Annotated in this window: 26 protein-coding genes and 1 pseudogene; 4 read left to right on the top strand and 23 right to left on the bottom strand. The window is 37.3% G+C overall.

Annotation, left to right across the window (positions count from 1 at the left end; translation table 11 throughout):
• Positions 1 to 1,369 precede the first annotated feature (1,369 nt).
• Together H9L19_RS07835 and H9L19_RS07830 are read right to left on the bottom strand one after the other, a co-directional pair.
• On the bottom strand, positions 1,370 to 1,639 hold the full coding sequence (locus H9L19_RS07835; RefSeq protein WP_243198173.1) for a TMEM175 family protein: 270 nt from the start codon (positions 1,637 to 1,639) through the stop codon (positions 1,370 to 1,372).
• Positions 1,640 to 2,214: 575 nt separating this feature from the next.
• Positions 2,215 to 3,081 (bottom strand): hypothetical protein, encoded by an 867-nt coding sequence (locus tag H9L19_RS07830; RefSeq protein WP_187529095.1) that lies wholly within the window; start codon positions 3,079 to 3,081, stop codon positions 2,215 to 2,217.
• 711 nt (positions 3,082 to 3,792) lie between these two features.
• On the opposite strand from H9L19_RS07830, the gene H9L19_RS07825 reads away from it, so the two are divergent.
• Both H9L19_RS07825 and H9L19_RS07820 read left to right on the top strand, forming a co-directional pair.
• Entirely contained in the window at positions 3,793 to 4,950 is a 1,158-nt protein-coding gene (locus H9L19_RS07825) for a DUF2075 domain-containing protein (RefSeq protein ID WP_187529094.1), read from the top strand.
• A gap of 297 nt (positions 4,951 to 5,247) precedes the next feature.
• Positions 5,248 to 7,398 (top strand): cation:proton antiporter, encoded by a 2,151-nt coding sequence (locus H9L19_RS07820; protein ID WP_187529093.1) that lies wholly within the window; start codon positions 5,248 to 5,250, stop codon positions 7,396 to 7,398.
• Positions 7,399 to 7,595: 197 nt separating this feature from the next.
• Here the strand turns inward: H9L19_RS07820 and H9L19_RS07815 are convergent, their stop codons facing one another.
• The 4 genes from H9L19_RS07815 to H9L19_RS07800 all read right to left on the bottom strand — a co-directional run bounded on the left by H9L19_RS07815 (position 7,596) and on the right by H9L19_RS07800 (position 11,189).
• Positions 7,596 to 8,243: a hypothetical protein gene (locus H9L19_RS07815; RefSeq protein WP_187529092.1), complete on the bottom strand. Its 648-nt coding sequence runs from the start codon at positions 8,241 to 8,243 to the stop codon at positions 7,596 to 7,598.
• Positions 8,244 to 8,333: 90 nt separating this feature from the next.
• Positions 8,334 to 8,726: a MucBP domain-containing protein gene (locus tag H9L19_RS07810; protein ID WP_187529091.1), complete on the bottom strand. Its 393-nt coding sequence runs from the start codon at positions 8,724 to 8,726 to the stop codon at positions 8,334 to 8,336.
• A gap of 31 nt (positions 8,727 to 8,757) precedes the next feature.
• A complete protein-coding gene (locus H9L19_RS07805) occupies positions 8,758 to 9,978 on the bottom strand; it encodes a MucBP domain-containing protein (protein ID WP_187529090.1) in 1,221 nt (406 codons plus the stop codon).
• A gap of 281 nt (positions 9,979 to 10,259) precedes the next feature.
• The gene (locus tag H9L19_RS07800; RefSeq protein ID WP_187529089.1) at positions 10,260 to 11,189 is read right to left on the bottom strand and encodes a helix-turn-helix transcriptional regulator; all 930 of its coding nucleotides are present in this window, start codon (positions 11,187 to 11,189) and stop codon (positions 10,260 to 10,262) included.
• 84 nt (positions 11,190 to 11,273) lie between these two features.
• Between H9L19_RS07800 and H9L19_RS07795 the strand changes: the two genes are divergently transcribed.
• Positions 11,274 to 11,903 carry an FMN-dependent NADH-azoreductase gene (locus H9L19_RS07795; RefSeq protein ID WP_187529088.1) on the top strand — a complete coding sequence of 210 codons (630 nt, stop codon included), beginning with the start codon at positions 11,274 to 11,276 and terminating at the stop codon, positions 11,901 to 11,903.
• Positions 11,904 to 12,053: 150 nt separating this feature from the next.
• Here the strand turns inward: H9L19_RS07795 and H9L19_RS07790 are convergent, their stop codons facing one another.
• The 16 genes and pseudogenes from H9L19_RS07790 to H9L19_RS07720 form a co-directional block, all read right to left on the bottom strand.
• Positions 12,054 to 13,235, bottom strand: coding sequence for an iron-containing alcohol dehydrogenase (locus H9L19_RS07790; RefSeq protein ID WP_187529087.1), 1,182 nt, complete (start codon positions 13,233 to 13,235; stop codon positions 12,054 to 12,056).
• A gap of 212 nt (positions 13,236 to 13,447) precedes the next feature.
• Positions 13,448 to 13,681 carry an SDR family oxidoreductase gene (locus H9L19_RS07785; protein WP_187529086.1) on the bottom strand — a complete coding sequence of 78 codons (234 nt, stop codon included), beginning with the start codon at positions 13,679 to 13,681 and terminating at the stop codon, positions 13,448 to 13,450.
• A 35-nt stretch (positions 13,682 to 13,716) separates the two neighbouring features.
• A pseudogene (locus H9L19_RS08345) lies at positions 13,717 to 13,800 on the bottom strand (oxidoreductase); the annotation flags it as partial.
• A gap of 19 nt (positions 13,801 to 13,819) precedes the next feature.
• Positions 13,820 to 14,224 carry a cupin domain-containing protein gene (locus H9L19_RS07775; RefSeq protein ID WP_187529085.1) on the bottom strand — a complete coding sequence of 135 codons (405 nt, stop codon included), beginning with the start codon at positions 14,222 to 14,224 and terminating at the stop codon, positions 13,820 to 13,822.
• A complete protein-coding gene (locus tag H9L19_RS07770; RefSeq protein WP_187529084.1) occupies positions 14,211 to 14,549 on the bottom strand; it encodes a carboxymuconolactone decarboxylase family protein in 339 nt (112 codons plus the stop codon). The genes H9L19_RS07775 and H9L19_RS07770 overlap by 14 nt, the downstream gene beginning before the upstream one ends.
• A gap of 189 nt (positions 14,550 to 14,738) precedes the next feature.
• Entirely contained in the window at positions 14,739 to 15,179 is a 441-nt protein-coding gene (locus H9L19_RS07765; protein WP_187529083.1) for a MerR family transcriptional regulator, read from the bottom strand.
• Positions 15,180 to 15,188: 9 nt separating this feature from the next.
• On the bottom strand, positions 15,189 to 15,833 hold the full coding sequence (locus H9L19_RS07760) for an NAD(P)H-binding protein (protein WP_187529082.1): 645 nt from the start codon (positions 15,831 to 15,833) through the stop codon (positions 15,189 to 15,191).
• A gap of 40 nt (positions 15,834 to 15,873) precedes the next feature.
• On the bottom strand, positions 15,874 to 16,719 hold the full coding sequence (locus tag H9L19_RS08470) for an MFS transporter (RefSeq protein WP_338061929.1): 846 nt from the start codon (positions 16,717 to 16,719) through the stop codon (positions 15,874 to 15,876).
• Positions 16,652 to 17,191, bottom strand: a complete 540-nt coding sequence (locus tag H9L19_RS08465; RefSeq protein ID WP_338061917.1) for an MFS transporter — start codon at positions 17,189 to 17,191, stop codon at positions 16,652 to 16,654. The genes H9L19_RS08470 and H9L19_RS08465 overlap by 68 nt, the downstream gene beginning before the upstream one ends.
• An 18-nt stretch (positions 17,192 to 17,209) precedes the next feature.
• Complete coding sequence (locus H9L19_RS07750; RefSeq protein ID WP_187529081.1) at positions 17,210 to 18,079, bottom strand: aldo/keto reductase; 870 nt, start codon at positions 18,077 to 18,079, stop codon at positions 17,210 to 17,212.
• Positions 18,080 to 18,252: 173 nt separating this feature from the next.
• The gene (locus H9L19_RS07745) at positions 18,253 to 19,239 is read right to left on the bottom strand and encodes a mucin-binding protein (RefSeq protein WP_187529080.1); all 987 of its coding nucleotides are present in this window, start codon (positions 19,237 to 19,239) and stop codon (positions 18,253 to 18,255) included.
• 302 nt (positions 19,240 to 19,541) lie between these two features.
• Complete coding sequence (locus H9L19_RS07740) at positions 19,542 to 20,258, bottom strand: glycerophosphodiester phosphodiesterase family protein (protein WP_187529079.1); 717 nt, start codon at positions 20,256 to 20,258, stop codon at positions 19,542 to 19,544.
• Positions 20,259 to 20,260: 2 nt separating this feature from the next.
• Entirely contained in the window at positions 20,261 to 21,592 is a 1,332-nt protein-coding gene (locus H9L19_RS07735) for an ABC transporter substrate-binding protein (RefSeq protein ID WP_187529078.1), read from the bottom strand.
• Positions 21,593 to 21,628: 36 nt separating this feature from the next.
• On the bottom strand, positions 21,629 to 22,447 hold the full coding sequence (locus H9L19_RS07730; protein WP_187529077.1) for a carbohydrate ABC transporter permease: 819 nt from the start codon (positions 22,445 to 22,447) through the stop codon (positions 21,629 to 21,631).
• The gene (locus H9L19_RS07725; protein ID WP_187529076.1) at positions 22,444 to 23,325 is read right to left on the bottom strand and encodes a carbohydrate ABC transporter permease; all 882 of its coding nucleotides are present in this window, start codon (positions 23,323 to 23,325) and stop codon (positions 22,444 to 22,446) included. The genes H9L19_RS07730 and H9L19_RS07725 overlap by 4 nt, the downstream gene beginning before the upstream one ends.
• A 3-nt stretch (positions 23,326 to 23,328) precedes the next feature.
• The gene (locus H9L19_RS07720; protein ID WP_187529075.1) at positions 23,329 to 24,429 is read right to left on the bottom strand and encodes an ABC transporter ATP-binding protein; all 1,101 of its coding nucleotides are present in this window, start codon (positions 24,427 to 24,429) and stop codon (positions 23,329 to 23,331) included.
• Positions 24,430 to 24,748: 319 nt separating this feature from the next.
• On the opposite strand from H9L19_RS07720, the gene H9L19_RS07715 reads away from it, so the two are divergent.
• Positions 24,749 to 26,002, top strand: coding sequence for an acetate/propionate family kinase (locus H9L19_RS07715; RefSeq protein WP_187529074.1), 1,254 nt, complete (start codon positions 24,749 to 24,751; stop codon positions 26,000 to 26,002).
• A gap of 67 nt (positions 26,003 to 26,069) precedes the next feature.
• Here H9L19_RS07715 and H9L19_RS07710 read toward each other — a convergent pair whose 3' ends face one another.
• Entirely contained in the window at positions 26,070 to 26,978 is a 909-nt protein-coding gene (locus tag H9L19_RS07710; protein ID WP_187529073.1) for a GRP family sugar transporter, read from the bottom strand.
• Position 26,979 lies beyond the last annotated feature (1 nt).

Below are 26,979 nucleotides of genomic sequence, written 5' to 3'. Positions count from 1 at the left end.
GTACATAACAATAAGCAAGTTATTGCAAAACTATTTAGAGAAGCTTCGTTTCAAGACCTACTAAATTTTCCCAATCAATTTGCTGGGTTAATTTGAATCCAGCTTTAGAGGTCCGATTCATCTATTTATTATTTAATTATTCACTTCTCGTTAACCCTAGGTTAAATGTTTTTTACATACATATCATCAATTATCCCTGAGCTATTAATTGCAAATCTTCCAAAATTACAACTATACCTAATCTAAGTACAATGTAATAAGCAAATAGATATGAAGTTAATGCCTGTATTATAAATATAGTCATTACGTCGACATAAGGTATCCGAATTTCAATCGAATAATTTTGTTTAATGTGTTTGAATTTTCTAATATCAAACCGTATCAAACCAAATATGGTGAGAGCTACGACTAATACTGATAGCAAGATACCTATAATTTCATGGTTATGCTTTATTTGAATTATCAAGAACTGTATCAGTAAATAACAAATTAGAATTAATCCGACCTGTGACCACACTGTATTCCTCACGTTTAGCTTTTTTCCTAATCCTTTAATTGGATATTTATTTTTACAATTTATGTAGAAAATTATAATTGACGCTACAATGATATATATCCACGCAAAGGGTAACGAAAATGAAATCAGTGACTCAAACATATATTTTAATACTTCTCCATTATTTTTAACGCTTAAAAATCTCCTAGATTTCACATAGAATCATCTGCTAGACAATAGACATCTAGTATATTCTACCTCTCCCAAAATATTTAAAGAGGACTTTCCTATATTATCACAAAAAATACACATCATATCAGGCATCTGATTTGTAACCACTAATCTATGGCTGTTGAATTTATCTCAGTTACGATAACTCAGTATTACAAAATACTAACCAATACTATGCGGCAATCAGTGCATTCACCTAGGATTTACACCGCATGTTTCTTTTCAACATGTCATAAAGCCTCACGGGTTAGACCTAGTCCGACTTGTGAGGCTTATTTTAGTATATTTGGTTTTAACTCAACCTATGATTTTCTATTCAGAATAAAATATAATTCATATACTACTATTGTATCAATCGTTTAACTGATTATTTTTACTTAGTGACGACTTAATAAATAAAAATATAACAGCAACAAATACAAAAATTGGCATAGAAATGGGATAACATAGCACAGCAATAATTAATCCAACTACTTTTATGCCTAAGTCAATCGACATATTCCTTAAGTACGTTTTAATGGCGCCGTTTCTGTCCAAAGTTGCATATTGCGCAACATTAGATACACTAACTAGAATAATGATAATACCATAAATAGCAGCTGCAAAATGATTGTTAGGATCCATGGTTAACGCTTCTGTTGCCTACGGAATGAGCGAGGTAAAAAATAACATGATAATTGTAGCCCAGAACGTTTTATCTTGTATTTCATCAATATTTTCAAATCGTTCATGACTACCGACCCACATCATACCTAACCAAAAAAATGATACGAAATAAGCAAAAAAGTCAGTTCTTAGTTCCAACAAAGTTGACAAACTTATATGCTCTGGTTTAGGAAACTCCAACACTAAAAAGATCATAATAATTGGAATCATTGCATCTAAAAAGGTAATCATCCGTTCTTTTTTCATTTTCAAATCCGCTCCCTTATTCTCAGTAAAATCAAATAAATATCATTAAAGATAATTCATTCAAAATTAATTATATATGACTACAAAACAAATGCCCTTATACAGATTAATGCATTTTATTTAAAATGACTTTCATCATACTGTATGACATTTATCAGAAACAATGTATCAACACAGAATTCTTCGATCAAACATTTTATCGATGAATTCAGCTGGGATTATTTGAATCGCTTGTAAAGATTCTCAAGAATATCACGCAAAACAACATACAACTCTAAAATCAAACTAAAAAGCCCGCCAAATTGGCAGACTCAGGTCAGCAAAAATTAAATAGCATTGCTTCAAACTAAATTCTATTTTCTATGTTCAAAGTTACGAAACAATGGTCCCCATTTTTAAGGGTTCCTATAGATAGCTACTATTAAAAATATGAATGCGACAATTAGCAAAAAAAGGCCAGATGGGATATCGATTTGAACTGAAGAAATTGAAAACCCTATCCAAAAGATTGCTTTTTCCCGAGAAGTAATTTTGCTTGACAGTATCCTTTTCATCATTTCGCACATCCTTTATTTCTAATAAGCTACCTTATTACCATTCACACCCACCCATCGTCCTGAACTATTGTAATCACATGACCATCCTAAATAAAAATCCATATGCATTGCATTTAGCCCACCAGGCCAATTGTTTGGTGTTCGCTTGTCTGAACCGTCTGCTTTGCTCAGAGCAGATTGCGGTGTTCCCCAACTATCGTTATAAAAATAATCATAAAAACGGCCACCCTTAGTTGTTGTAACTGTCCCAAACCCACGATCTGTAGTTTTATCATAAGCATTTTTGAGGTTGCTTAATTCATTTTTAATGGCGGATAAACCAAGCCCATCAATACCCACTACACCCAGTACGCCAAGTATTTGTCTAATCGGATTACCAGCGGCAAATCCTGCTACACCAGTGATAAGCATTGCAGCTGAAATATTATCATACATCTTCAATGAGTTTTGATAGTTATATCCAGCAACAGTTATTCCAGATTGTCGACCATTTTGCCATGACCACCCATTCCCAGTCTGCAAATAGTCTGGCGCAACCGCATTGATGGCTGCTCCAACTAAAGGCCGCATATTTTCTTTCAAATCATCATTTTCATCGAATAAATAATTGTTCATCACATTCCATTTTCCATCTACTAATGGCATTAATAATTTAGATCCATCAATGATTAAAGTCTTTTCTTTAGAATCTAGTAACAACTCTGCACGATCCCCCTTATCATCACCTGTTGCGTCTACCAGGTCACAATCTTTTATCTCTACAGTATGACCATTAATCATTGAATATTCATGAGTTCGCATTTCATCAGCTAAAATTGGCAAAGCGCTTGTTAAAGCTGAAATAAAAACAACAGTAGTCATTAGTAAATAAATATGTTTATTCATAGTCTATCTCCATTCTTATGTATCAGTAGCCTGTCACAACATTTTCAACTCACAATAGTAACAAATCATCTAAACTAAAATCACTATTGTAACGTCACTTTATCTTTAATAAATTATCAACGCAAGCAAACTCTACATCTCTTCTAAAAAGAGTCGAACAAAGTTCATATTTTTTCATCCTATCCGATTACTCTACTAAAGATTGCATTTTGTCATAAGTAAAGTATTGACCATGCTAAGCAGATAAGTTGTGCATTTCACAGAAATTTCTGGAGAAAAAACTAGAGCAACATTGTATCTATATCAGGCCGAGGATAATTATATTATGCTTATCCTCGATAATTCAGTGTTATGCTAGGCTATATCGAGCGTACGTATGTTGAATTTGTTAATTTGAAACAATCTAGGGCTACCAAACTTTCTAAAATTGATACAGGTCAAACATATAAACTACCGATTCATCCAACAAAAATGACTTAATATCAAGCGTTTACCAACAAGATGCTCTTTTTGTTCGACCAGTGCATGAAATTATCCCTGAAGTTTCATGGTTTGGGAATCACTATTTAATTTCCACCTCACTGCGATAATTAATATCCACCTTTGCACATTATTTCATCAATTATCCTCCCCGATACCAGTAACTATTACCCAACAGCATTTATTCGTGGTATTCTCAATACAGCTACTTATAAGAAGGATATATTTAAAATGAATCAAATACTCAAAGAACAATTCCTAATTGATACCTTATCTGACGATCAAGAACACATCATTGATGAAATGAATGCGTATATTGCAGATGCCATTAAAGCTAATAGTCATTCAGCAGCTATTATTAATGGTGCGGCTGGGACAGGTAAATCAGTTGTCTTGATGCATCTTGTTGCCAAATATATGGCAGACAAAAAATATCGCACTGCTTTGGTGGTTAATCACCCTGAACTATTTAAGGCATATAAAGATTTGGCAGCCGATATGCCGGGTATCAATCAACGCGATATCACACGTCCAACCCCATTAATTAATAAAGCCCAGGAAAAGAACTGGCAATACGACGTAATCTTTGTTGACGAGGCGCACTTACTCCTTTCAAAACCTGAGCCATACATGCACTATCACGGAGAGAACCAGCTAGTTGATTTAATGAATTTAGCCAAATTCGTGGTTGTCGTTTACGATTTTGCACAAGTCTTTCAATCAAAAATGTACTGGTCACCAATGCTAGTCAAAGCCGCAATCGGTGATTATCCATACAAAGAATTTGATATGAATTTCCAATATCGTATGATTACCAGCGACGAACAAACGGCATGGATGGATCATTTAACTGCTGAGCAAAGAATCACACCCTTCCCCAATAACAGTGAGTTCGAATTTAAAGTCTTTGACACTGCCGGTGAACTCTACCAAAATATTATTGAAAAAAATAAAACAGTTGGTCTCAGTCGAGTGGTTGCAACTTCTGGTTTTCCACGTATTGATGGACGGCACAATGTTGAAATGGATTCATTTTCACTACCTTGGGACGAATGGGATCCACAACGTACACATTGGGCCAAGCGTGAGTCATCAATCACTCAAGTTGGTACTATTTATACGCTTCAAGGTTTTGACTTAAACTACGTTGGTATGATTATCGGTCCATCCTTTGGTTATGATGAAAAAACGGATTCAATGACGATTATCCCCGAAAAATATTCACACAAAGAAATTTTCAAAAAGCGCAAAGATATCACATTCACAACGGATGAATATAAAGAATTCATTGGCAACGTCTTAAATGTTTTAATGAAACGTGGTAAATATGGTTTATACCTGACAGCTTATGATGACGCCTTACGTCAGCGGCTCATGAAATTAAATTAGTTATCTATCGTTTAGAGAATCTTAATCAAAAAAGTAATTTGGTCTACCGGCTCATTGAACACCACGAGACATCACAAAAACTGAAATATTGCGATATCGATATCAACTTGTCGCATACACTTAATTAAAAAGAGCTAGTCTATTCTGCCTGATAGACTGGCTCTTTTTTGAACTATTTGCGACAAAAACATCTAATCAGCGATGGTAATAAGGTCAATTATTGACCAATTTGAGAACTTATCAAATTCAATGAAATCCTATGCTATTATTGAAAAAAACACTTGAAAGACACCAGTTATGGACAATATATACGCTGTTGCAACAATCTTTTGTGCAATGATTGTTGCCAACTTAATTAGTCAAATATTTCCCAGAATACCACAAGCTTTTTTTCAAATCTCCATCGGCATGGCACTACCTTTTCTGCCATATTTTTCAAAGTACATCATCGAGTTACATTCTGAATGGTTTATGTTAATTGTCATTGTGCCTTTGATTTTTTTTGAGAGCTATCGTACTCCACTCTATAATATTTCTGCAAATATTTTTTCAATTTTAAAAATCACTTTTTTTATGGCCGCAGTATTAATCATTTCGATAAGTCTGATTGTCCAAAGCACTTTAGGCTGGCCTCTTGTATTTGGTATTATTCTCGCCGCCATTATTACACCGACTGATGCAACATCGCTAAGCGCTATCAGTGGTGACAAAAATATTAAATCCAATATTGAACGAATACTGGGGCTGGAATCATTGTTCATAGAAACGACGTGCCTTGTCATTATGTCCGTCGCTGTGCAATATGTTGAAACCCAAGAATTAAACATTTTTCATGGCATTTCTCGTTTACCAAGCGCCATCATTGGTGGCATCACGATTGGATTTATTAGTGGTACTGTTATGATTTATTTACGTCAGTTCATGATTAGAAAAAAAGCAACTGATTTATCCACTCACATGATGATTCAACTATTAGGGCCACTTGCCATCTATCTCTTTGCCGAACATCTCCATTGTTCTGGTTTTCTTGCCGTAGTTGTTGCCGGCATTTGGCATAACACTGAGCGCCATCGTGGTGATTTTGATTCAGCTAAATTAAACAACTCAATTTATCAAGTTTGGCAAATACTCACTAAAATTCTAGGCGGTGTTGTGTTTATTATGCTAGGCATTAGTGTGATTAGCATTGTTAAAATATACCACGAATTTAATACTGTTCAGTTAGTCACTCGAATTGCACTTGCCATTTTAATTTATGCCACAATGCTAATTATTCGTTTCATATTTATCATCAGTACCAATCGCCTAGAAAATTCAAAAGATAATCTCAACGAAGCACTACTTTTCTCACTAGGCGGTGTCCATGGTACAAAAACCATTGCACTGGCCTTGGCAATTCCAATCATGATTGATTCAACCCATCGCTTTCTTTATCGAGATGATATTCTGCTCATTGCTATGATTGTTGTCTTGCTCAGTTTAATTGTTCCAGCATTGTCAGTTTCGTACTTCACCACACAAAAATGTTTAAATTATCAACAAGAAGAAATATATGCTGTTCAAACACGAATGGTATCCTCAGCGCTTAATTATGTCAGTGAGCTACCGATTTCAGATGTGTTAAAACAAAGCGTATCAAACCTACTCACTTTACAAATCGGTTGGCAACCGAAACACTGGTTCGCAAATGATTGGAATCAAGCTTTTAAACAATTACAGACAGTTCGACAAACTGCAATTGATGCCGCTCTCGAAAATAATGCATTGTCGGGTGACGCAATTATCATTTGTCACAAATTATTCAAACATAATGGAAAAGATAAAACACCCCTGATCGCTCAAGTGAGATGGTATTTATGGATAATTTACTACTATTTTAGGCACTTGATGGATGGTACAAAAAATCTATATCAGCGTGATTTAAAGCGTGTTCATCATTTAGAACATCAATTAAAAAAATATCAGAAACAAATAACTGCGTTAAGCGTCATGAATCAACGTCACCGGCGATTACGAGAAAAAATTGCCTGGGCCAATAAAAGACTAGCATACTACCATTATGAAATCGAGCAAAATAGCGATAATCCAATGATGACTAGTTACCTTATCGACAAACGTTGGAAAGATGCTTTTAACGAAATAATGGCCATTATTAATCCTGCTGTAGATGCCTACTTAACCCAATTATCAGCCCAAAATACAGATCCAGTTTTAATTTTTGCACTGCGCGAAAGGAGCCGTATGGATTCTGACATTTTTGATCCAAAGTTAAAGCTATTAACCAATGATGAGTATGAACTATATGCCATGGTACTTGAGGAAGAGCTAATATATTTAATCAATAGTAAAAAATCTGGCTTAATTTCAAAAACATTAGTTGATGAATTGTGCAGTCAAATCAATGCCTTACAAAACTTATTGTCGACACTCAAATTAGATGACGAATAAAGAAAAATTGGTCATTATTTTCTGATGGATTCCTGATATTTTACCAACAAACGTCCATTTGAGATTTTAATCATTATAATATTTCCTGAAACGCAATCACATGCCACTATTAAATATATTTTCACTTTGATACTGTACTTATTAAATTAGAAAAACGCCGTCTTATTCAAGATAGCGTTTTTTCGTGGTAACCATATTTATTTTAGCTTGATATGAGCTGCTATTTGATTCACGGTTCCTAAATCACCCACGTCATAGTAATCTTGCCAAATTTTTGAAATAGCTTTTTTCTGACCGATGGGTTCCGCTATAGATTGCGGAGCGTCACTATCTAAATGATTATCAACAACGTAATAATATATCGCATCTCCGTCACGTCCAAAAGCATAAGTTTGGGCCGGAACACCGCCTACGCCTTGAATATCATTACCTAAAACTGACAACACTTGATCGGATGACCGCGTATTTTCTGCAAGTGCCGTATTAACATACGATAATGTGATTTCATTCGTGTCTGACAAAGCCATATTTCTAATTGAGGTCCCAATCGTCGTTTGCGACGGATAGCCATTCAGATACCAACCATCTGGTGCACCTAAAATAATTAAGGCGGCACGTTGCTCTACAGTTAGCAATTTGACGGCCTTTACAGCATCTACATGCCCCATAGTATTTGACTGGGTAGTTTGACTTTTTGAACTTTTAACTTTATCTATACTTGACGTTGAGGTTTCTAAATTACTCCGGTGAGCTTTAACTTGTGATAACAAGTGATGAGAAACGATTCCTAACGTCACAGTAACGATAATCATAACAATCAGGACACCCCCAACCATTACTGTCATTTGGTTGAGCCGCTTACTACTTCTTTTTTTCATGTTCTTTAATGTATCCTTGTAATCGCGTTATTCCAAGCATTTGTAATGATTGTGAGCTTATAATCGTTTTTTTACTATCTTAAAAATAATAGTCAATAGGTCTACGCTAAATATCAATCCTATTCCGAGTAACATCATCCATGCTTTTGTCCCCACAGTTTGAGGTAGGGTTAACAATTTACTGGAATGATTTGAAGTATCTGAAGTACCATGGGGCATTGTTTTATGCAACTCATTCATTTTCCCATCTTGTTTAGTATCTGGCAAGGTATAAACATAAGTGACGGTTTGTGCTGTTTTCGAAAAAGCACCTTCAACATTGCCAATGATTGATTCTAGTTTATACTTTTCAAGCTCCGGGTCACGCTTTATCTTATTGGTGTCATATTCTTCACCAACATTTCCTGATAAAATAATTGGATTTACTAACGCTCGACCAGATTTGTCCACATAATTAACAACTTATTCATCAAAGTAATTCTCACCAGATACGTCTCACTATCTCTATCAAAAGTGTCATAAAACTAATTAAGACACCTACAAATACTAGTGGATTTTGTACAGCAGTTGGCGGTAGTTCACCCTTTTTTGATGAATTTACTGAATGTGATTCTGTTATATTTTGCCCTTTATTCGTCGGTTGATTTGTAGATTGCTGATTTTGTGCATCATCTACACTGTATCGATAAGTTATAGTTTTCGGTTGATCCGTGTACATGCCCTCAGAGTCACCAACAACATCAATTAAATTTAGTCCATTAAATTTTATTGCTTGACTACTATCCAATTCTTTACCAGATTTTGACTGATATATTGAACCAATACTTCCAGTTAGTGTGATCGGATCAATAATATTCTCACCGTCATCAGTCACGTAGTTAACTGTAACTTTGCCATGATCAACAAATGCGAACGGTAGTCTAGTCGCAAACAAGGCACTCATATCAATTAATTCATTGCCATGTCGATCAGTAAACAGTCCACCTTGACCAATAGTTAGATTCAAATAGGCCTGATCTTTCTCTACGGTCATCGTAGGACTAAGCTTTGCTAATTCTTTTACATCACTGGTATTAAGCAACATAAAAATCGTTGGTAACATTGGTGTTGCAAATGAATCAATCACATTTTCATCACCTGAACCAAGAATAGCATCTTGTTGCTTCATAATTGGTTCATTAACGCCCATGGCGATATATTTGTTACGGTAAGTCGTTTCATATTCGTTTTTGATGTCTTCTGCATTTTTAATGCCCGCTTTAAACGCACCTACACTTTGAAACAGCCATGCTTGTGTTTCATTCTGCAGAATTAATTTATCCATGGTAACGTCGGAAGTAAATTGCATCACATCCCGAATTTTTTTATTTTGATTTTTTTCAATGAAATCTGTAGGATCATCAAGTATATTTTGAATAAAAGTAACCATTCCGGGATCATCAACCATTGACAGATACTCATTGGCATTATCTTTCGTCAAAATATGCATCTCATTTGGATTTTGTGGATACGATAATTCGAAATACGTCAGCGTATCATCAACATATTTAGTACCAAAATCTATTCCAATACCTGCAATGTGATGGCTTCGAATAGTTGCAGCGCTAGCCTTAAGGTTGACATCAACGTTGTTTTTCCCATTCAACGTCCCTGAAATGACAGAAGTAGCCAATGCAATAAAAATATATTTAAAAAGTTTCATGATATTTCCCCAAAGTAAGATAATGTTTAATATTCATCCGCCTAAACATAAAATAAGGTCCGTACCCTATCAAACTAAATTATACCTTAAAAACACAATTAATTACTTTCTATATATAAATATCAGAAAATACATATTCTAAAAATAAGTTTTATCAATCAAATGGTAGTACTTTTTAAAAAAGCAACGTTATTATTTTCGATGCTTTCCCATATATTCTTACATGCCTCCACAATGACATCCCCAATCAAAATTCAAAACGAAGTTCAGTAGAATCGCACTCACGCCTGACGTTTTAACATCTCAGCCACAACATCAACATACTTTTGGCGTAATGGCTCAGGCGATATTGATTTGATTTCGGTACCAAAACCTACCAAATAATGTGCCATATAATTTAATTCAGATTGATTATAACCACCGACAATATAGTATTGACTGTCTTGAGAAATCAACTGCATATTTGGATAGTGATGTCTCAGAAATAATTCTTGTCCGAATTGTGTGACTTCAATTCGAAATGATTGATTGTGATAGGTTGACTCATACACTTCTTGACGTTGATTAAGTTCTATCAATGTGTACCGTTGTACATCAAGCGCTACCACATTCTCAAAATAGTCCACGCGATAGGTACCCCACATGTCATTTTGATAATTGATGCCACTCGCAAACCAAATACCATCGCGATAGAATAGTTCGTTAAATTGTACCTGTACTCGTTTAGACCCATACTGTGTATCAGTCAATTCTAACGCCTTTTCAGCAATAATTTGCTGAGCAATTAGTGCTAAATTAAGGTTCTCTTTCACCGGTGCTGTTTGCCAATAATGTAATACACTCAGCAATTTATCTAACTGTTGTTGTTGCCCTTCTGGCAATGTTGCTAATAATTTGTCTCGGATTTGACTAAAAGACTTATCAAACGGCGTCTCTGATATTTTTTCAAGGCTTCGAATCGCATAAAATATGGCATTGATTTCATCAACATTAAAATTAATCGATGTTAGAAGTTGTTGTTTAATCAACCGATAGCCGCCATAACGGCCAGGTGCAACATAATATGGTAGCCCCATATCTTCTAATTCTTCAACATCACGAAGTGCCGTACGCTTGGATATCTTAAATTCTGCCATTAAATCTTGCACATTGAAAGCTGACTTGTCTCTTAGATAAATTAATTCTTGATTTAATCGCTCTGCTTTTTTCAATTTTCATCTCACTTTCATTGATGCCGCATTTTGTCACCAATAACACATATAGTTATTATATCAAATAGAAAGCGAGTTCAAATCATGAACACATTACTCATCAATGCCCATCCAGATTTTAATCATGAAGGACATTTTTCCTTGCGATTACAAGCAGCTTTTCAAAATAAATTCAAACAATTCTTTCCTGATGATGAACTTACCATCTTTAATCTCTACGATAATGAAGTACCCACAATTTCACAAAACGAACTTTTGGCGGCTTGGGACGACAATAATGCTAATGTGGCAACAATTTCAACTGAATTGATGAGCGTATTTAAAGCGCACCATCGGATTGTTATTGTCACGCCTGTTCACAACTTCAATATTCCTAGTCGCCTAAAAGACTACATTGATAACCTAATGATTGCGCGTGAAACATTCAAATATGTAGACACGCCAGATTTAAATGGTAAGGTTTCTCGGGGCCTCATGCTTGATGATTATCGCTTATTAGTGTTGATGGCATCAGGTTCAATCTATACTGAAGATAATCTTTACAAACAGATTGATTATGTCCCCCAATATTTACAAACCATTTTCCAAGAAATGATGGGGTTTCATGATTTCCAAATTGTTCGCGCCGAAGGTACCGCAATTCAAACACCACAACATGTCATGACTACCGCCTTATCAGATTTAAATCAAAAATTTGACACATTTTACAGATAAAACACCCCTACCTAAGCGTAGTAACACGCCAGAAAACAAAATTGACCGGAAAAGTGCGATATCATATCGCAACCTTTCCGGTCAAATCAGCCTCTTAAATCTAATCCTCATTTTTAATGATTTGATTTTATCCGGCTTTTTTGTTTATCGTTAATTAAAATTTTCATCAGTCATAGAGGCTTCAAATAGCTTCACAACATCTGTTACTTCAAGTGGTACAAAGGCGGCATGATTTAACTGTCCAACCTGAACGGCACTCTTGGCCATCGCAAGGAAATGTTGATCATCCTTAATATCAACACCCGGCAATGTTGTTGGTACTTGTAGTGACTTGACCCAATCATATGTGGCTTGAATGGCGTCTTTAGCCACTTGTTCATCGGCCCCAGTTAACTGCCATACATTGCGTCCAAATTGGGCAAAACGTGGTAATGTTGCGTCATTTAAGATATATGTCATCCAACGTGGCGTTAAAATACCAAGCCCTACGCCATGTGTAATATCATAATAGGCTGACAACTCATGTTCAATAGGGTGTACTGTCCAACTATTTTCAGTCCCGACACCAACAAGCCCATTCAAAGCCATGGTTGATGACCACATTAAAGCAGCGCGTGCATCATAATTATCGGGTTCTGCTAAGGCAATTGGTGCATTTTTAATCACTGCCCGATACAAACCTTCCATCAAACCAGATGTGACATCGTTTGCTCCTTGATCAAAGTACTGCTCAGTCAAATGACTGAATATATCGATGGCACCCGCAGCAGTTTGCCATGATGATACTGAATAAGTTAATTGTGGGTCTAAAAATGAAACAGCCGGTGTATTTGGTCCAAATGTACCTAGCTTTTGGTTCGTAGCTGGATTTGAGATTACCGATCCTTGATTCATTTCCGTACCAGTTGCAGAAAGTGTCAAAATATCAACAATTGGTAATTGTTGCAAATCGGCACGCTTCTTTGAATCAATCACTAAATCCCAAGGGTCACCTTGGTAGAATTTAGCAGATGCAATCACCTTTGACGCATCGATGACAGAACCACCACCAACGGCTAAAATGACATCAATGTCGTTTGCTTGTACCAATTTCTGACCAGCACGGACAGAGTCAATCTTTGGATTTGGTTCAATGCCTGATAATTCAGTCACCTCAAGACCATCTAAGGCTTTAATAACCCGTTGGTAAAGTCCTGACTTTTTAATTGATCCACCACCAAATGTTAGCAAAACTTTCGAACCAAATTTTGCGACAGCATCGTGTAATTCAGTGTCAATATGATTTTTCCCGAAACGGATGTCAGTTGTATTTTTAAATTGAAAATCATTCATGTGATTTATTTCCTTTCTATAACTCTATTCATAATTTTAGCACAAACAATACTATTCGAACGTAGCTTAACGAATCTGAACGAATTCAAAATGACATGATAAGACACTAAATCAAGAAACAACATCCCGCTTTTTACCAGACACCAATCAGTATATTATCGTCTGGTTCTCATTCCAATTAATGCATTCGGATCAAAAACCTCACTGTATGCTTACATCACTTGGTTACTTGGACGTATGACAACCTCATTCCAAGCAGCATCTTCTGGCAAATCAATTGCCTGTTTAATCGTCAAGGCAACTCGTTCGGCAGAAATACCATATTGCGCGTAAAAATCTTCAAAACCAGCCTTCATTTCTGCATTGGTTACCGAATCCAAGAGATTGGTATTAATTGCACCTGATGAAACAATTGTCACACGAACATTATTATTGGCTTGTGCCATTTCCTCACGTAATGATTCGCTTATTGCGCGGACAGCCCGTTTTGAGCTAATAATTTTGCTGTTGCCGCACCAATACCAGATGAAGCACCCGTAATCACGATTACCTTTGATTCTGTCATTTGTTTTAATTCTCCTTGATTATAATGCTTGATACCATTCGTCGCTCACTGGTTCTAACCACTCAGGTGTTCCGGCAGTCAACGCAATGTGTTCAAACCAGCTATCAGCTTGTGCGCCGTGCCAGTGTTTCACACCTTCACGAGTCACAATAACATCGCCAGCCTTTAATGCTTGCGCTGGTTTCCCTGCCTCTTGATACCACCCATGGCCTGCCGTCACTAATAAAATTTGATAACCATCATGATGAATATGCCAATTGTTGCGTGCCCCTGGTTCAAAATCAACCGTTCCAATACCAACTTGACCATCTGGACTATCTGCTAATAATTTCAAATAAGTATCACCTGTGAAAAATTGCCCATAAGGATTAATTTCTCCAGCACCAAAAATTGCGCCTTGTCGTAAGTTTTTATTTGTTTCCATTTTCGGTCTCCTCATAAATATGCTTAGCGATATTGAAAGCTGACCACGCTTTTGGCCAACCAACATAAAATGCCAATTGGGTAATCATCGCGACAACTTCGACTTGTTTCAGCCCATTTTCTTTTCCTTTTTGCATATGAAATGGTAATTGTTCAAATGCGCCCTGCGTCACTAGTGCCGTAATCGTCATCAGACTACGATCACGTGCTGACAACTCTGTCTCTTGTGACCATACTTCGCCAAAGAGCACATCATCATTCAAATGTGCAAATTGTGGCGCAAATTCACCTAACATGTCTGCGCCAGCTGTTATTTTATTAGCCATACTTACTGCCTTCTTTCTTTCAATTCATCTTTAATACAAATTAACAATAAACCTTGAAGTGCACTTTAAGGCAAGCCTTTTTTCATTAAAATATCTTTAATAAAAAAACTCTCAGTGTATATCTCACCAAGAGTCCTTCAATTTCTTAACTAACAATAAAATAAAAGTACAGCATTTAAAAATGCTTCACTACACACGATCAGACCACAAGGCCTCTTTTTGATTACGCTTAGTCATCTCATGTTGTTTTTCTAGTAATTTCAACTGCTCTTCAGCATCTAGCATATGATCATAAAAATGATCGACTTTGAATTGTAAATATCCAATTGTCGCTTCTAAATCATCACGTTTTTCTTTAAGAATACCAATTTGTTCAACTAAGATGGCTTTTTGCTCAGCCTCATGTTGAGCTGTATCGTCCACTAATTCCACATATCGTTTAATGGCGTCAATTGACATGCCAGCACTACGCATATTTTTAGCAAAGGTAATGCGGCGAATATAGAATTCATCAAAATCACGCACACCGCTCGGCTTTCGATCAACCGTTGGAATCAATCCAACTTGCTCATAATAGCGAATCGTACTCGACTCAACCCCTGTTAATTCACTTGCTTCTTTAATATTCATTCATATCTCCTAATACCAGCTTGGCTTGGGTAAGCCTTCACTGCCTGGTTCCCAAAGGCCAACACTTACCCGAATATCGCGTTTGGAATCATCCATCAAATCCAACACATACTGCACAATCGCTTGTCGCGTAATTTGCGCACCTGTAAATGGTTCACCCTTATACGACACAACATAGTCAGTTTTACCAGCCTGGTTATACAACCAAGTCATTCGCATATAAGTATAATCTAAATCCGATGCTTCCAAAGTTTCAATCATCGCGCCACGCTCACCAATTGGACCAACCATTTGACGATTCCATTTTCCAAATGCGCCAGTGACTTCATCGTAAATGCCAAGCACACCTGCCACAATTAGACGCTTAACACCGACATAATCCATGGCCATAAGTGTTTGTTGAACTGATTGGCCATGATCCGTGTTTAAATAGACGATATCTGCATTAGAAACTGCAGATTCCAGGACCTTCGCGTCTGAAAAATCGCCTGCAACCAATGTTATCCGGTCATCAAATTGCATATTAAATGCCTGTGCTAACCGAGTGTCTGCTTGACGCGCAAACAAAACTAGTTCGGCGTCAGTTTCATCCAATAACCGCTGAATTAACAGTCTTGAGATCTGTCCAGCCGCACCTAAAATTGTAATCTTCATTGCTCTTCCCCTTTTAATTTCACTTTTAATTATATAATATTTATTTTTTTGTATGGTAGGTGACGTTAATTCCAATTATCAATGCAATTAACGTAAAGAACGCCATTATCCATAAACTCACATGTAAATTACCCTGCACTAATAGCATGACTGACAGACCAATCGGACCACCGATTTGATGCATCGTATTCGTCACGCCTGATGCAATGCCGGCTAGTTCCGCTGACGTATCAACAACCCCCAATGCCGTTACCGGTGCTAAAATCAGTCCTTGTCCTAAGCCAATGACTAGCATTGGTAATGCAATCGCAATGACGTAGCCTTGACTAAAATCCATCCAAGCCGTCCATGCTAATCCAACTAGCAAGAATAATTCACCAAAAACGAGCGTTTGGTTAGACCCAAATTTTGCTGTAATATCTGGTAGGCGCATAGCGACAATAAAATTCACCAACGTGAGTGGCAAGAAAGCCATTCCTGATTGTAACGCAGTAAAGTGGTACTGCGCTTGCATCATTTGTGGCAATAAGAACCAGTAAGGCAACATTGCCATCATAAATAACAAACGCATCAAATACGCACTGGTTCGATCACGGTTTTTGAATAATTCTAATGCCAATAATGGTTGTGATGTTCGATGCTCTTGATATACAAATAGCAACAGCATAACGATACCAAAGACTACCCAAAGCATTTGAATTCTATCACCAACTAAACCGTAGACGAAACTAATTAAACCAATAATCGAGAGACTGGCCCCGATGATGTCTATCGGTGGCTGTGATTTATGGTTCACTGAATCAGATGGAATAAACCGGCTAGTTAACCACAAAAGCATCAAAGCAACTGGTACATTGATTAAAAATCCTGCCCGCCATGAAATCATGGTGGTTAGCCAACCACCAATTAACAGACCTAAGCTCGACCCAATACCACCATTGCCCATAATAAGCAATCGCTCGACTGCGTTGTTCACCCTGATACGCATCCATCATTAAGGCTAGGGTCGAAGGCGCTAAAATCGAAGAACCAATTCCTTGGACACCCCGCAAAAAAATCGTGAATATAGCTTGTTGTGACCATGCGATTAATAATGACGATAGGCCAAAAATCATTAGTCCCAATATGAAGATTTTCTTGCGTCCAATCAAATCGGACAATCGACCACTAAGTAACAAAAAACTACCAAATGTCAGCGTATAAGCATTTGAAATCCAAGCCAACATCATTTGATTCAACTGTAAATCTTGTCCAATCGCAACACTAGATGTGAAGACAATCGAGTTATCCATCAAGATTAAAAAATAAGCAATCAGCGCTATCGGTAATACGATACCAAATTTATTTCTACTTTGCATATAAACGTTTGCTGACCTCTAATTTGATTCTGTATCTTGCATACGCTGCATAAACCACTCAACTTGCTCAGGTGCATCATGGTCAAAGAATGCAGATTCGTTCAAATCAAGCGCTGCAATATGTGCCATATCTGTTTTGGTTAATTCAAAATCAAAAATAGCAATATTTTCAGCCATGCGTTCTGGTTTTGTTGACTTTGCAAGCGCAACAATCCCCCGCTGCATCAACCAACGTAAGACAACTTGTCCCACTGACTTGTGATATTGATTACCAATTTCTTGCAAAACTGGGTTTTTGAATAAATCTTGACGACCTTCAGCAAATGGCGCCCAAGCTTCGACTTGTACATCATATTTTTGATGCCAATCTTGATCATGTTGCCTTTGATACCATGGATTAACTTCGATTTGATTGACCTGTGGCTTCACTTGATTGAGGCCTACAAATTCAATCATTTTAGCTGATTTAAAATTGGAAATACCGATTGAGTTAACCAGGCCTTCTTTCTGCGCTGATACGAGTGCTCGCCATGCACCATAAATATCCCCATAAGGTTGATGAATTAAATACAAATCTAGATATTCAAGTCCCATGGTTGCTAAGGAATGCGCAATCGTTGCTTGTGCACGATCAAATGGCGCTTGTAAAATAAACAATTTTGACGTGACAAATAATTCACGTCGTGTCACAAGACCCGCATCAATAGCTCGTTGAATGCCCTCACCGGTTTCGCGTTCATTTCCATAGACTGCGGCCGTATCAATCAAACGATATCCAGTCTTAATAGCCTCATATACTGCATCAGCTGTTTGTGTCGGTTCAATTTGATAGACACCAAAGCCTAATTGCGGCATCTTTTCACCATTATTTAATGTCAAATAATTCATGTTGTTCTCCTCGCTTTCAATTAACAAACTCTATTAAAAACCTTCAAGTCGACTTTAAGTCAAGCCTTAATTAATTATTTTTTTTAATAAGAATCAATCTGATAATTTAACAAGATAAGACAGAAAAAAAGCGTCCTTAGACGCTTCTGGTTTAATATCATACAAAGATGGTGTCATTTTGATTTTTTCAACCATGGCATTATCCAAACAATGGCCAAGCTCATCACTAAACTCAATAATAAATAAATGCTGGTTTGCCAATGATTATCTTGACCTGTTTGTGGTAAAGCCACAGGATTTGATGTTTCTTGTTCGCCTGCATGTTTGAATTGAACAACCTGTTCCTTCTCAGACACAGTAGGTTTTGTATCCGTCTGGTGATTATTATCGACAGGCTTTGAGTAAATAATGGTTTTATCAATGTCTTCACTATCATGCTTGACATGTTGAATAGTATCAATCTGCGTGTAATCTGGTGTATACCCCGGAATATCAGGTGATTGTACTGCACCAAATGAATCCTGTGGCTGACCTTGCCAACCCTGATCTTGGACAATCGCACCAGTGACATTATCAATCGTCATTTGGTGGGTGAATTTGATTTCATTAACTTGATTTGGAGCTGCAATGCTGCCATCATCATATAGATAATGAATCGTCTCCTTCACTGTATCGGTCAGTCCCTGTTCATCAACCCCCTCTGGCCACTTAACTCCTTCAGGATATTCTGGATTAATTGGTTCGCCTGGGACTTGAGGATGTTCCGGATCGATAACAGTCACTGCATGCTCAAGATGAACAGTGTATTGCTGGGTTTTTTCGGTATACACAATTCCATCATCAGGAAAATCATTTGATACCAAACGATAACCTTGTGCCATATATGCATTTATGGGATAAACAGCAAGATAATCGCACTGATTGCCAACTGGTCCAATCACTGTTTCGACATACAACAATGCCCCCGTTGTGTCATCGATAAAGGTTACCTCGGCTTTACCAACTTTAACCGTATCGCGCGTTGTATTTTTGACCTCGTTGTTCTGATGAATTTGACTACTTGCTAATATCTCCCCCTGGGAATTTAACATCATACCACTCATCATACTGACCATCAATGATCCTACAACAATTTGTTTCGTATTCTGCGTAAATTTCATTCTCTCCCCCAAAAAATAAATCCCTTTTTATGTGTTCACTCAATACTTAATAGTTTCTCAATGAGAATCATCAATATGCATCCCTTCACGTTCAGTCATCATTGAAATCCCCCTTTCAAAAATGATTGTTATGTCGTGCACGTTTTGATGTTTGGCCCCACCCAAACACGTGCAAATCAACGTTTCTAACATAATTAATTATATCACAATGTAAGCGTTGTCAAATATTTTATTATGGCTTTTGTATTTTTTATTGTAAAAAGCGCACCACAAATGTGATGCGTCAACTGCCAAATATGACCTTATATTTGCTTTCTAAATTGTGCTGCCAATTCAAAATCATCTGTAAAAATTCCAGCGACTTTTTTGCCCATTATTTTTTTCATTGTGTCTGCCGAATTAACCGTCCATAAACGCTGTTTAAACTGTGAACCAAAATACATTGCCTGCCACTTTAAATGTAATGCATCGAGTTGGTATTTTTGTATGAAAAAATCAGGATTCTGAATTTCTTGCTCGCTTAAATACGCCGTTCGCTGTATTGGACTTAATAATTTCACACGTTGTAACGTCGCAAGATTAAATGATGATATTGTTGTCCGCTGAGTTAAATCAAACGCTGTTAGTATTTCCAAAACTTGTGCTTCAATCCCTGGGTACGCAAAACGATCCGTTTTCAACTCAATATTAATAACCGTTGTTGTATTTTTAAAAATGGCAAGTACCTCAGCTAAGGTTGGAATGGTTTCAAAGTGGCTCATTTGTTGATGCTGCCAATTTGGATCATTGACTAAATGAAATTGTCGTAATTCAGTCAATGATAGATTTTTTATAAAGCCTCGTCCATTAGTTGTTCGATCAATACGTTCATCATGCATCACTACCGGAATCAAATCCTTTGTTAGCTGAACATCAAATTCAACGCCCTCACCGAAGTTAGCCACATATTCAAAACCAGTGAGTGAGTTTTCAATGAACTTAGCTGGTATACCACGATGCCCGAAAATGGTCGTTATCATCGCTATTGATCTCCTGTCTGTTCATTCGCCGTTTTAATGTCACGGGTCGTTTGCGAATTTGCTTTCTTTAACTCGTCCTTAACTGATTTGCCATTGGTAACATTTTCCATCGCGTTTTGTACATTAATCCGTTCTTTGCTCATTGAGGTAATTAATGCACCCGAGCTCGCTATGTTTAATTTAGTTGCTTGCAATTGATTTAGTGGTGCAGCCAACATCGGACTTGTTTTAAAGGCATCCTTTAAAATTGGTTCTTGATATGCCTTCTTATTCACAGCAAAGTAACCTGTATCAACTGACCATTGTGCCTGGGTTTTAGCTGAGGTAGCAAATTCTAAGAATGCCATAGACCCTTTTTGAGCCTTAAATGACTTACCTTTAGCTTGCCAGATGCTAGCCCCACCAATTACGACCCCATTTGATTTTTGACTTTGTGGATGTGGTAAATAGGTGACCCCGACATTGAATTTAGCATCCTTTTTTATGCTTCCAAGCGAAGCTGATGAATTCATGAACATATCAATTTGACCCGACGTAAAACCAGACAATTCACTATCACCGGCATTTGCACCTGTCCCATAGTCGACCAATGCTTTGTTATCTGCGTTGGTTTTTACCCAGTTTAAGATATTTTCACCCGCTTGGTTATTAAAAGTTGCTTTAGTCGCTGTTATTTTGCGACCATTACCATGATTGACCAAGTTTTGGTTCTGATTTGCTAGTAATTCTTCAAATAGCCACCCATACGGCAAAATTGATAAGCGAGCCTGACCAGACTTTGCTTTTAGTTGCTTGGCAGCTGCCGTTACTTGTTCAAAAGTCGGATTTTCTGGCAAATTATCAATGCCAGCCGCCTTAAAGGCGTCCTTATTATAATAAAGAACCGGTGCACTAGAATTGAATGGCATTGAATAGAGTTTATGATCAACCGTATAATAATTCAAAATATTCTTTTGAAGTCCTTTTGTTTGAAAATGATACTTATTAATCAACGTTTGCATGGGCTCGATCATACCTGATGTTGCTAACTGTTTCGTTGAAATTTCATTTGATTGAAAAAGGTCAGGTGCTTTCTTTGTCCCACCGACCGATAAAAACTTAGGCAGAGCTTCAACATACTGGCCTTGAAATTCTGACACCACGCGATATTTTTGTTGACTGTTATTAAAGTTATGAACCACACGTTGAATTGCTTTCTCGTTCTGTCCGGTCATTGAATGCCAAAAGACGATCTCTTGGCGTTTGTGGGTGGCGGCTTCTATTGGCACAACTGAAGCAGCTGTTGCTCCCAAAACAGTTGCTAATGTAATATATTGACTCATTTTCTTAATCATAAGATCCCCCTAAATATTTGTAACGATTGATAGCCATTATTTAACGACACCACTCGTTAATCCTGATTTAAAATAACGTTGCCCACAAAATATAATGATTAATGTCGGTGATACAGCAACCATCGTTGCCGCCATAATCAAACCCCAATTACTAGCAGTATCCTGTGCCCTGAGTTGGCGTAGTCCAATTTGTACAGTCCGCACTTTATCATTAGTTGTTGCGACAAGTGGCCATAAATACATATTCCAATTTGACAAAAAACTATATAGCCCAAAAGTTACTAACGTCACCTTCGAATAAGGCAGTACAACTTTATTGATAAATTGAAGATGCGTTAGTCCTTCCAATTGACTTAATTGATACAACTCATTTGGCAAGCGCTCAAACCCCGTTTTAATCATAAAAATTCCAAATGCAGACGCCATAAATGGTAATCCCATTGCGGCATAACTATTTAATAAATCCAAATCGCGCATCGTGTTAAAGTTTGGAATAATCTGTGCCTCAAACGGTAACATCATTGTACTTAAGCAGATGCCAAAGATGAGGCGTTTAAAACGGAATTTTAAAAATACAAAAGCATACGCAGCCGAAATAGCACAAAGCATTTGCCCGAGCATTACCAATGTTGAAATAACTAAGCTATGCCATAAAAATTGCAGCATAGGTGTCTCAATAAATACCTGACGATAGTTTACTAATGTAAAATGCGTTGACAGTAAATGTCCCTGCATAATCAACTGACTAGGTGTAAAACTTAATAATCCGCCAAGAATTAATGGCATTAAAACAATGCCAGTCCCGATACTGATGAGCGTTATTTGCAAAAATCGTTTCAGTTTGTTTTTTTTCATTTACTTCGTCCTTGCCGTTTTTGACGCCACCAAAATTGAATGAGCGTCACGATCATAATGATGAATGTCAAGACAATTGACTGCGCGCTTGCTCGACCGACATTATGATTCACAAATGCGTCTTGATAAATGGCATACACCATCAAATTCGTATGGAAATCAGGTCCACCAGCCGTCAAGATATCGACTTGCCCAAAAGTTTGAAAAGCGTTGATTAAAGTAACAACACTAACAAAGAAGACGGTGGGTTTCGTCGCTGGCAACGTGATTTTCCGTAGCGTCAACCACCATGAGGCCCCGTGTAGATTGGCTACACGATATAAATCATCCGGAATCGACTGCAATGATCCTAATAAAATTAAATATGCAAAGCCGAGATTCATCCAAGTTGTTGTCCCAATAATTGCAATTAATGACCATAATGGATCGGACAACCAATTGATTGGTGATAAATGTAATGTTTTCAAGCTAATACTAAATAAGCCACTTTGTGGATTGAAAATAAATAGCCACAGAATTGAAGCCACGGTGACAGAAACGCCCATTGTTGACGAAATCAACGTTCGAAAGATATCAATCCCCAAAAATTTATCTTTTGTTAATAACGCCAGGCCATACGCGATGACAATCGTTAAAATAGTCGTAAAACAGACGAATATTAAAGTCACCATTAACGATGTTTGAAAACTATCTGCCTTCAGTAAATGAATGAAGTTTTCGAAACCAACAAATTTAATTGGATTACCAGCTAAATCAGTTAATTGAGAACTTAAAAAAATGGTTTTTAACATTGGATAACCCATAAAAGCAACCATAATCGCAATCGTGGGTGCTAAAAGTAACCATGCAAGATAATGACCGCGAATGCTCGATTTCATCAATTACCCCACGCTTTCAACCAGATTAGGTAACAACATACGTGTGCCATTTTGATCAAAAAACAACATGTTGTTTAAATTCAAACGAATCATGACTGAGTCAGATACTGCTAACCCTAACTGCTGATGGACTTTAATTCTTAATCGTTCTTTTGAATCCAACACAACCACCAAATTTGTACCATCACCGAGGGGCTCGATTTGCTCGACCGTACCGCTCAGACCACCACCATTTGTTACTGTTTCAAGCGTTACTTGGATATTCTCTGGTCGAATCCCCAAAATTGTCACTTGCTCGGTTTGATCATCAACCACTGATAGTTGACACAGCGGATAGCCATTGTCTAAACATAAGGTTTGATGCGCCAAACGGACACGTAATAAATTAATCGCTGGATTACCAAAAAAGTCAGCAACGAATGTTGTCGCTGGCGCATTATACAAGTCTAATGGTCGCCCAATTTGTTCAATTTTTCCGTTATTGAGTAGCATAATTTGATCACCCATCGTCATTGCTTCAGTTTGATCATGTGTCACATAAACCACTGTTAGCCCTAATTTTTGCTGAATTGCTCGAATTTCTTTTCGCATTTCAGCACGTAATTTTGCATCCAAATTCGATAACGGTTCATCCATCAAAATAATGTCAGCATCTGAGACCAAAGCGCGGGCTAAAGAAACGCGTTGCCTCTGACCACCTGACAAGAAACGTGGATATTTTGCTTGTTGTTCAACCAAACCAACCAAGGTTAGTGCAGACCGTAATTTTTCCTGTTGAATATTTTTCGGTACGTGTCTAGCAGATAATCCGAACACGATATTTTCAGCTACCGTCAAATTCGGAATTAATGCATAGTTTTGAAAAACCATTGCCAAATGACGATCTGCTGGTTTTTTATTAGTCATATCGTGCCCATTAATCAAAACTTTTCCAGAATTAATCGGAATAAAACCAGCAATTGCATTTAAAATCGTGCTTTTCCCGGATCCTGATGCCCCAACTAAAATGTAAAATTGGCCAGTTTCAATGGTTGCACTAATTTCAGTCAGCACTTCCTCACCATTGGCGTAAATCTTTTTTAAACTTCGTAATTCAATCGTCATTTCATACCTTCCCCAATATAGTCATCGATGCTATCACTCGTTAACTACTTCATTATAGAAATTGTATGTAAATATCTGACTGGTTTTTTGTAAGTGTTTATTGTCTAGCTCTCGATAATGTAATGATTATGTATTCATTTAAAATATAGATTGACATTATTACAGTGTATCAAATTAGATATTGAATATGCTTGCTGGATTTCTTACGTCCTTCTTAGCTAAAGAATGAATTGCCAAATGTAATGTAACCGTTTTCATAATTGATAATATCATGCTACAATAATCAGACATCCATGCTTACAAATGAAGGGGAAATGATATGACAAAAATAATGGCCGTTAATGCTGGTAGTTCATCTTTAAAATTCCAATTATTAAATATGCCCAACGAACAAGTACTCTCAAAAGGGATCATTGAAAGAATTGGTATGATGGATGCTAAACTATCGATTCAATTTAGCCTAGACATAGAACCAGTCGATCAGGACCGTTTAAAAGACGGCTCACTCACTACAACAAAAAATGGCGAGCAAAAGTTTGAACAAACATTACTTATAAAAGATCAACATGCTGCAATTGAATTGATGCTCGATAAATTAACTGCTTTAGGTATCATCCGTGAAGTCAATGAAATTTCTGGCGTTGGTCATCGCGTCGTTGCAGGTGGTGAATGGTTTAATCATTCAGTGATTATCACGGAAGACGTCTTAGAAAAAATCGACCGTCTGGCCGCCTATGCGCCATTACATAATCCTGCGAACGCAATGGGGATTAGGGCTTTTCATCACTTGTTACCAGATGCATTGTCGGTAGCTGTCTTTGATACCTCATTTCATCAGACGATGCCTGAAAAAAATTTCTTGTATAGTTTACCTTATGAATTCTACACGCGATATGGTGCTAGGCGCTATGGGGCACACGGTACGTCACATCGTTATGTCACTGAACGCGCTGCTGAAAAATTAGGAATACCGCTCGAAAAGTTTAATGCCATTTCTTGTCATCTCGGTGCTGGCGCATCAATTACTGCCATTAAAAATGGTCAATCATATGATACGTCCATGGGCTTCACGCCACTGGCAGGTTTGACCATGGCGACACGCGCTGGGGATGTTGATCCTTCATTACTTTATTACATTCAAAAACATGAAAACCTAACCAATGATGAAATGTTGCACCTACTCAATTCAAAATCTGGTATGTTAGGTATTTCAACTTTATCGAGTGATATGCGTGATTTAGAGGATGTACAAACAACCAACCCACATGCAAAATTGGCCTTAGACATTTTCTATGACCGGGTCATTCGATATGTCGGACAATATTTTGCGACATTAGGTCGTGTTGATGCCATCATTTTTACAGCTGGTATTGGTGAAAACGACCCAGTTACGCGAGCAAAAGTACTTGAAGCCATGTCATATGCGGGTGTTCACCTTGATCCAGAAGCTAACAACGTACGCGGTAAAGAACGTATCATCACTGCTTCTAATTCAACAGTGACTGGTCTTCTCATTCCAACAAATGAAGAATTGATGATTGCCCGTGATGTCTTTTCCCTTGAAAATCATTAACAACTTGATTGGGATACAAAAAAAGGTCAAACAAAGTTTGACCTTTTTTACTACATTATTAATGCTTTTATAGGAACGCTGTTACTGATGCGGCAACTAAAATTGCAACCAATCCAATTGAAATCACAAACCATTCTTTCTTGGTTTTTGGCGTCTTCATAACGATGATACCAGAAACGGTAGCTCCGACGATTGACACTTGTGACAAAACAAAGCCAGTTGCTAATCCGAGCATATCCTTTTGTGCTGACACCAAGTAACCAAGTGCTGCCATTGCAAAGAAGAAACCAGAAAAGATTTGCTTATACGTCACTTTTTGAGCAAAAATATTATTATGATTCTTAGCTAATTCAACCAATCCAAGGATCAAACCAAATCCAGCCATTCCAATTGCTTGTGGGAAGAACATATGCAACCCATCAGTCCCATGTGTATATTGTGGCAAAATACCATACAAAGAGTATCCGATTTGGGCAATCAACAAAACGCCAACGGCTTTAATAATTAACTCTTTGTTTCCGGCAGTTTTCTTTTCTTGATAAGTCGTTAAGTACGCCCCAATCAAAATTACGATAACTGCTAAGGCACCATATACTTTTGAGCTAACTGATGCCCAGTTGTTAAGCATAATAACACCCCAAAGGACGTTAGCCGTAATTTGGAAAGCAGTTGAGATAGGCATTGCCTTAGCTGATCCCAATGGATTTCCATCATGGTCTTTCATACCAAAAGCAACAATCGTCAAAAGGTTTCCAAAGGCCCATGCGGCACCTGATGCAACAGACAACCAGAAGTTAGCCCCAGTTGGCACTGCAAGATGTTGAACCAGTACCAAAACAATTGACACAATCAATGTACCAAATGTTGCGCCCATTAACCCCTGAACAGGTTTACCACCAAATTTTGAAACTAATGTTGGATACGCACTCCAACCAATCATTGCCAAGCCGGCAAAAAGTAACCCAACTGTATTCATC

Source organism: Weissella diestrammenae (genome assembly GCF_014397255.1).
Lineage (GTDB): Bacteria > Bacillota > Bacilli > Lactobacillales > Lactobacillaceae > Weissella > Weissella diestrammenae.
This window is presented reverse-complemented; position numbering and strand designations above follow the sequence as displayed.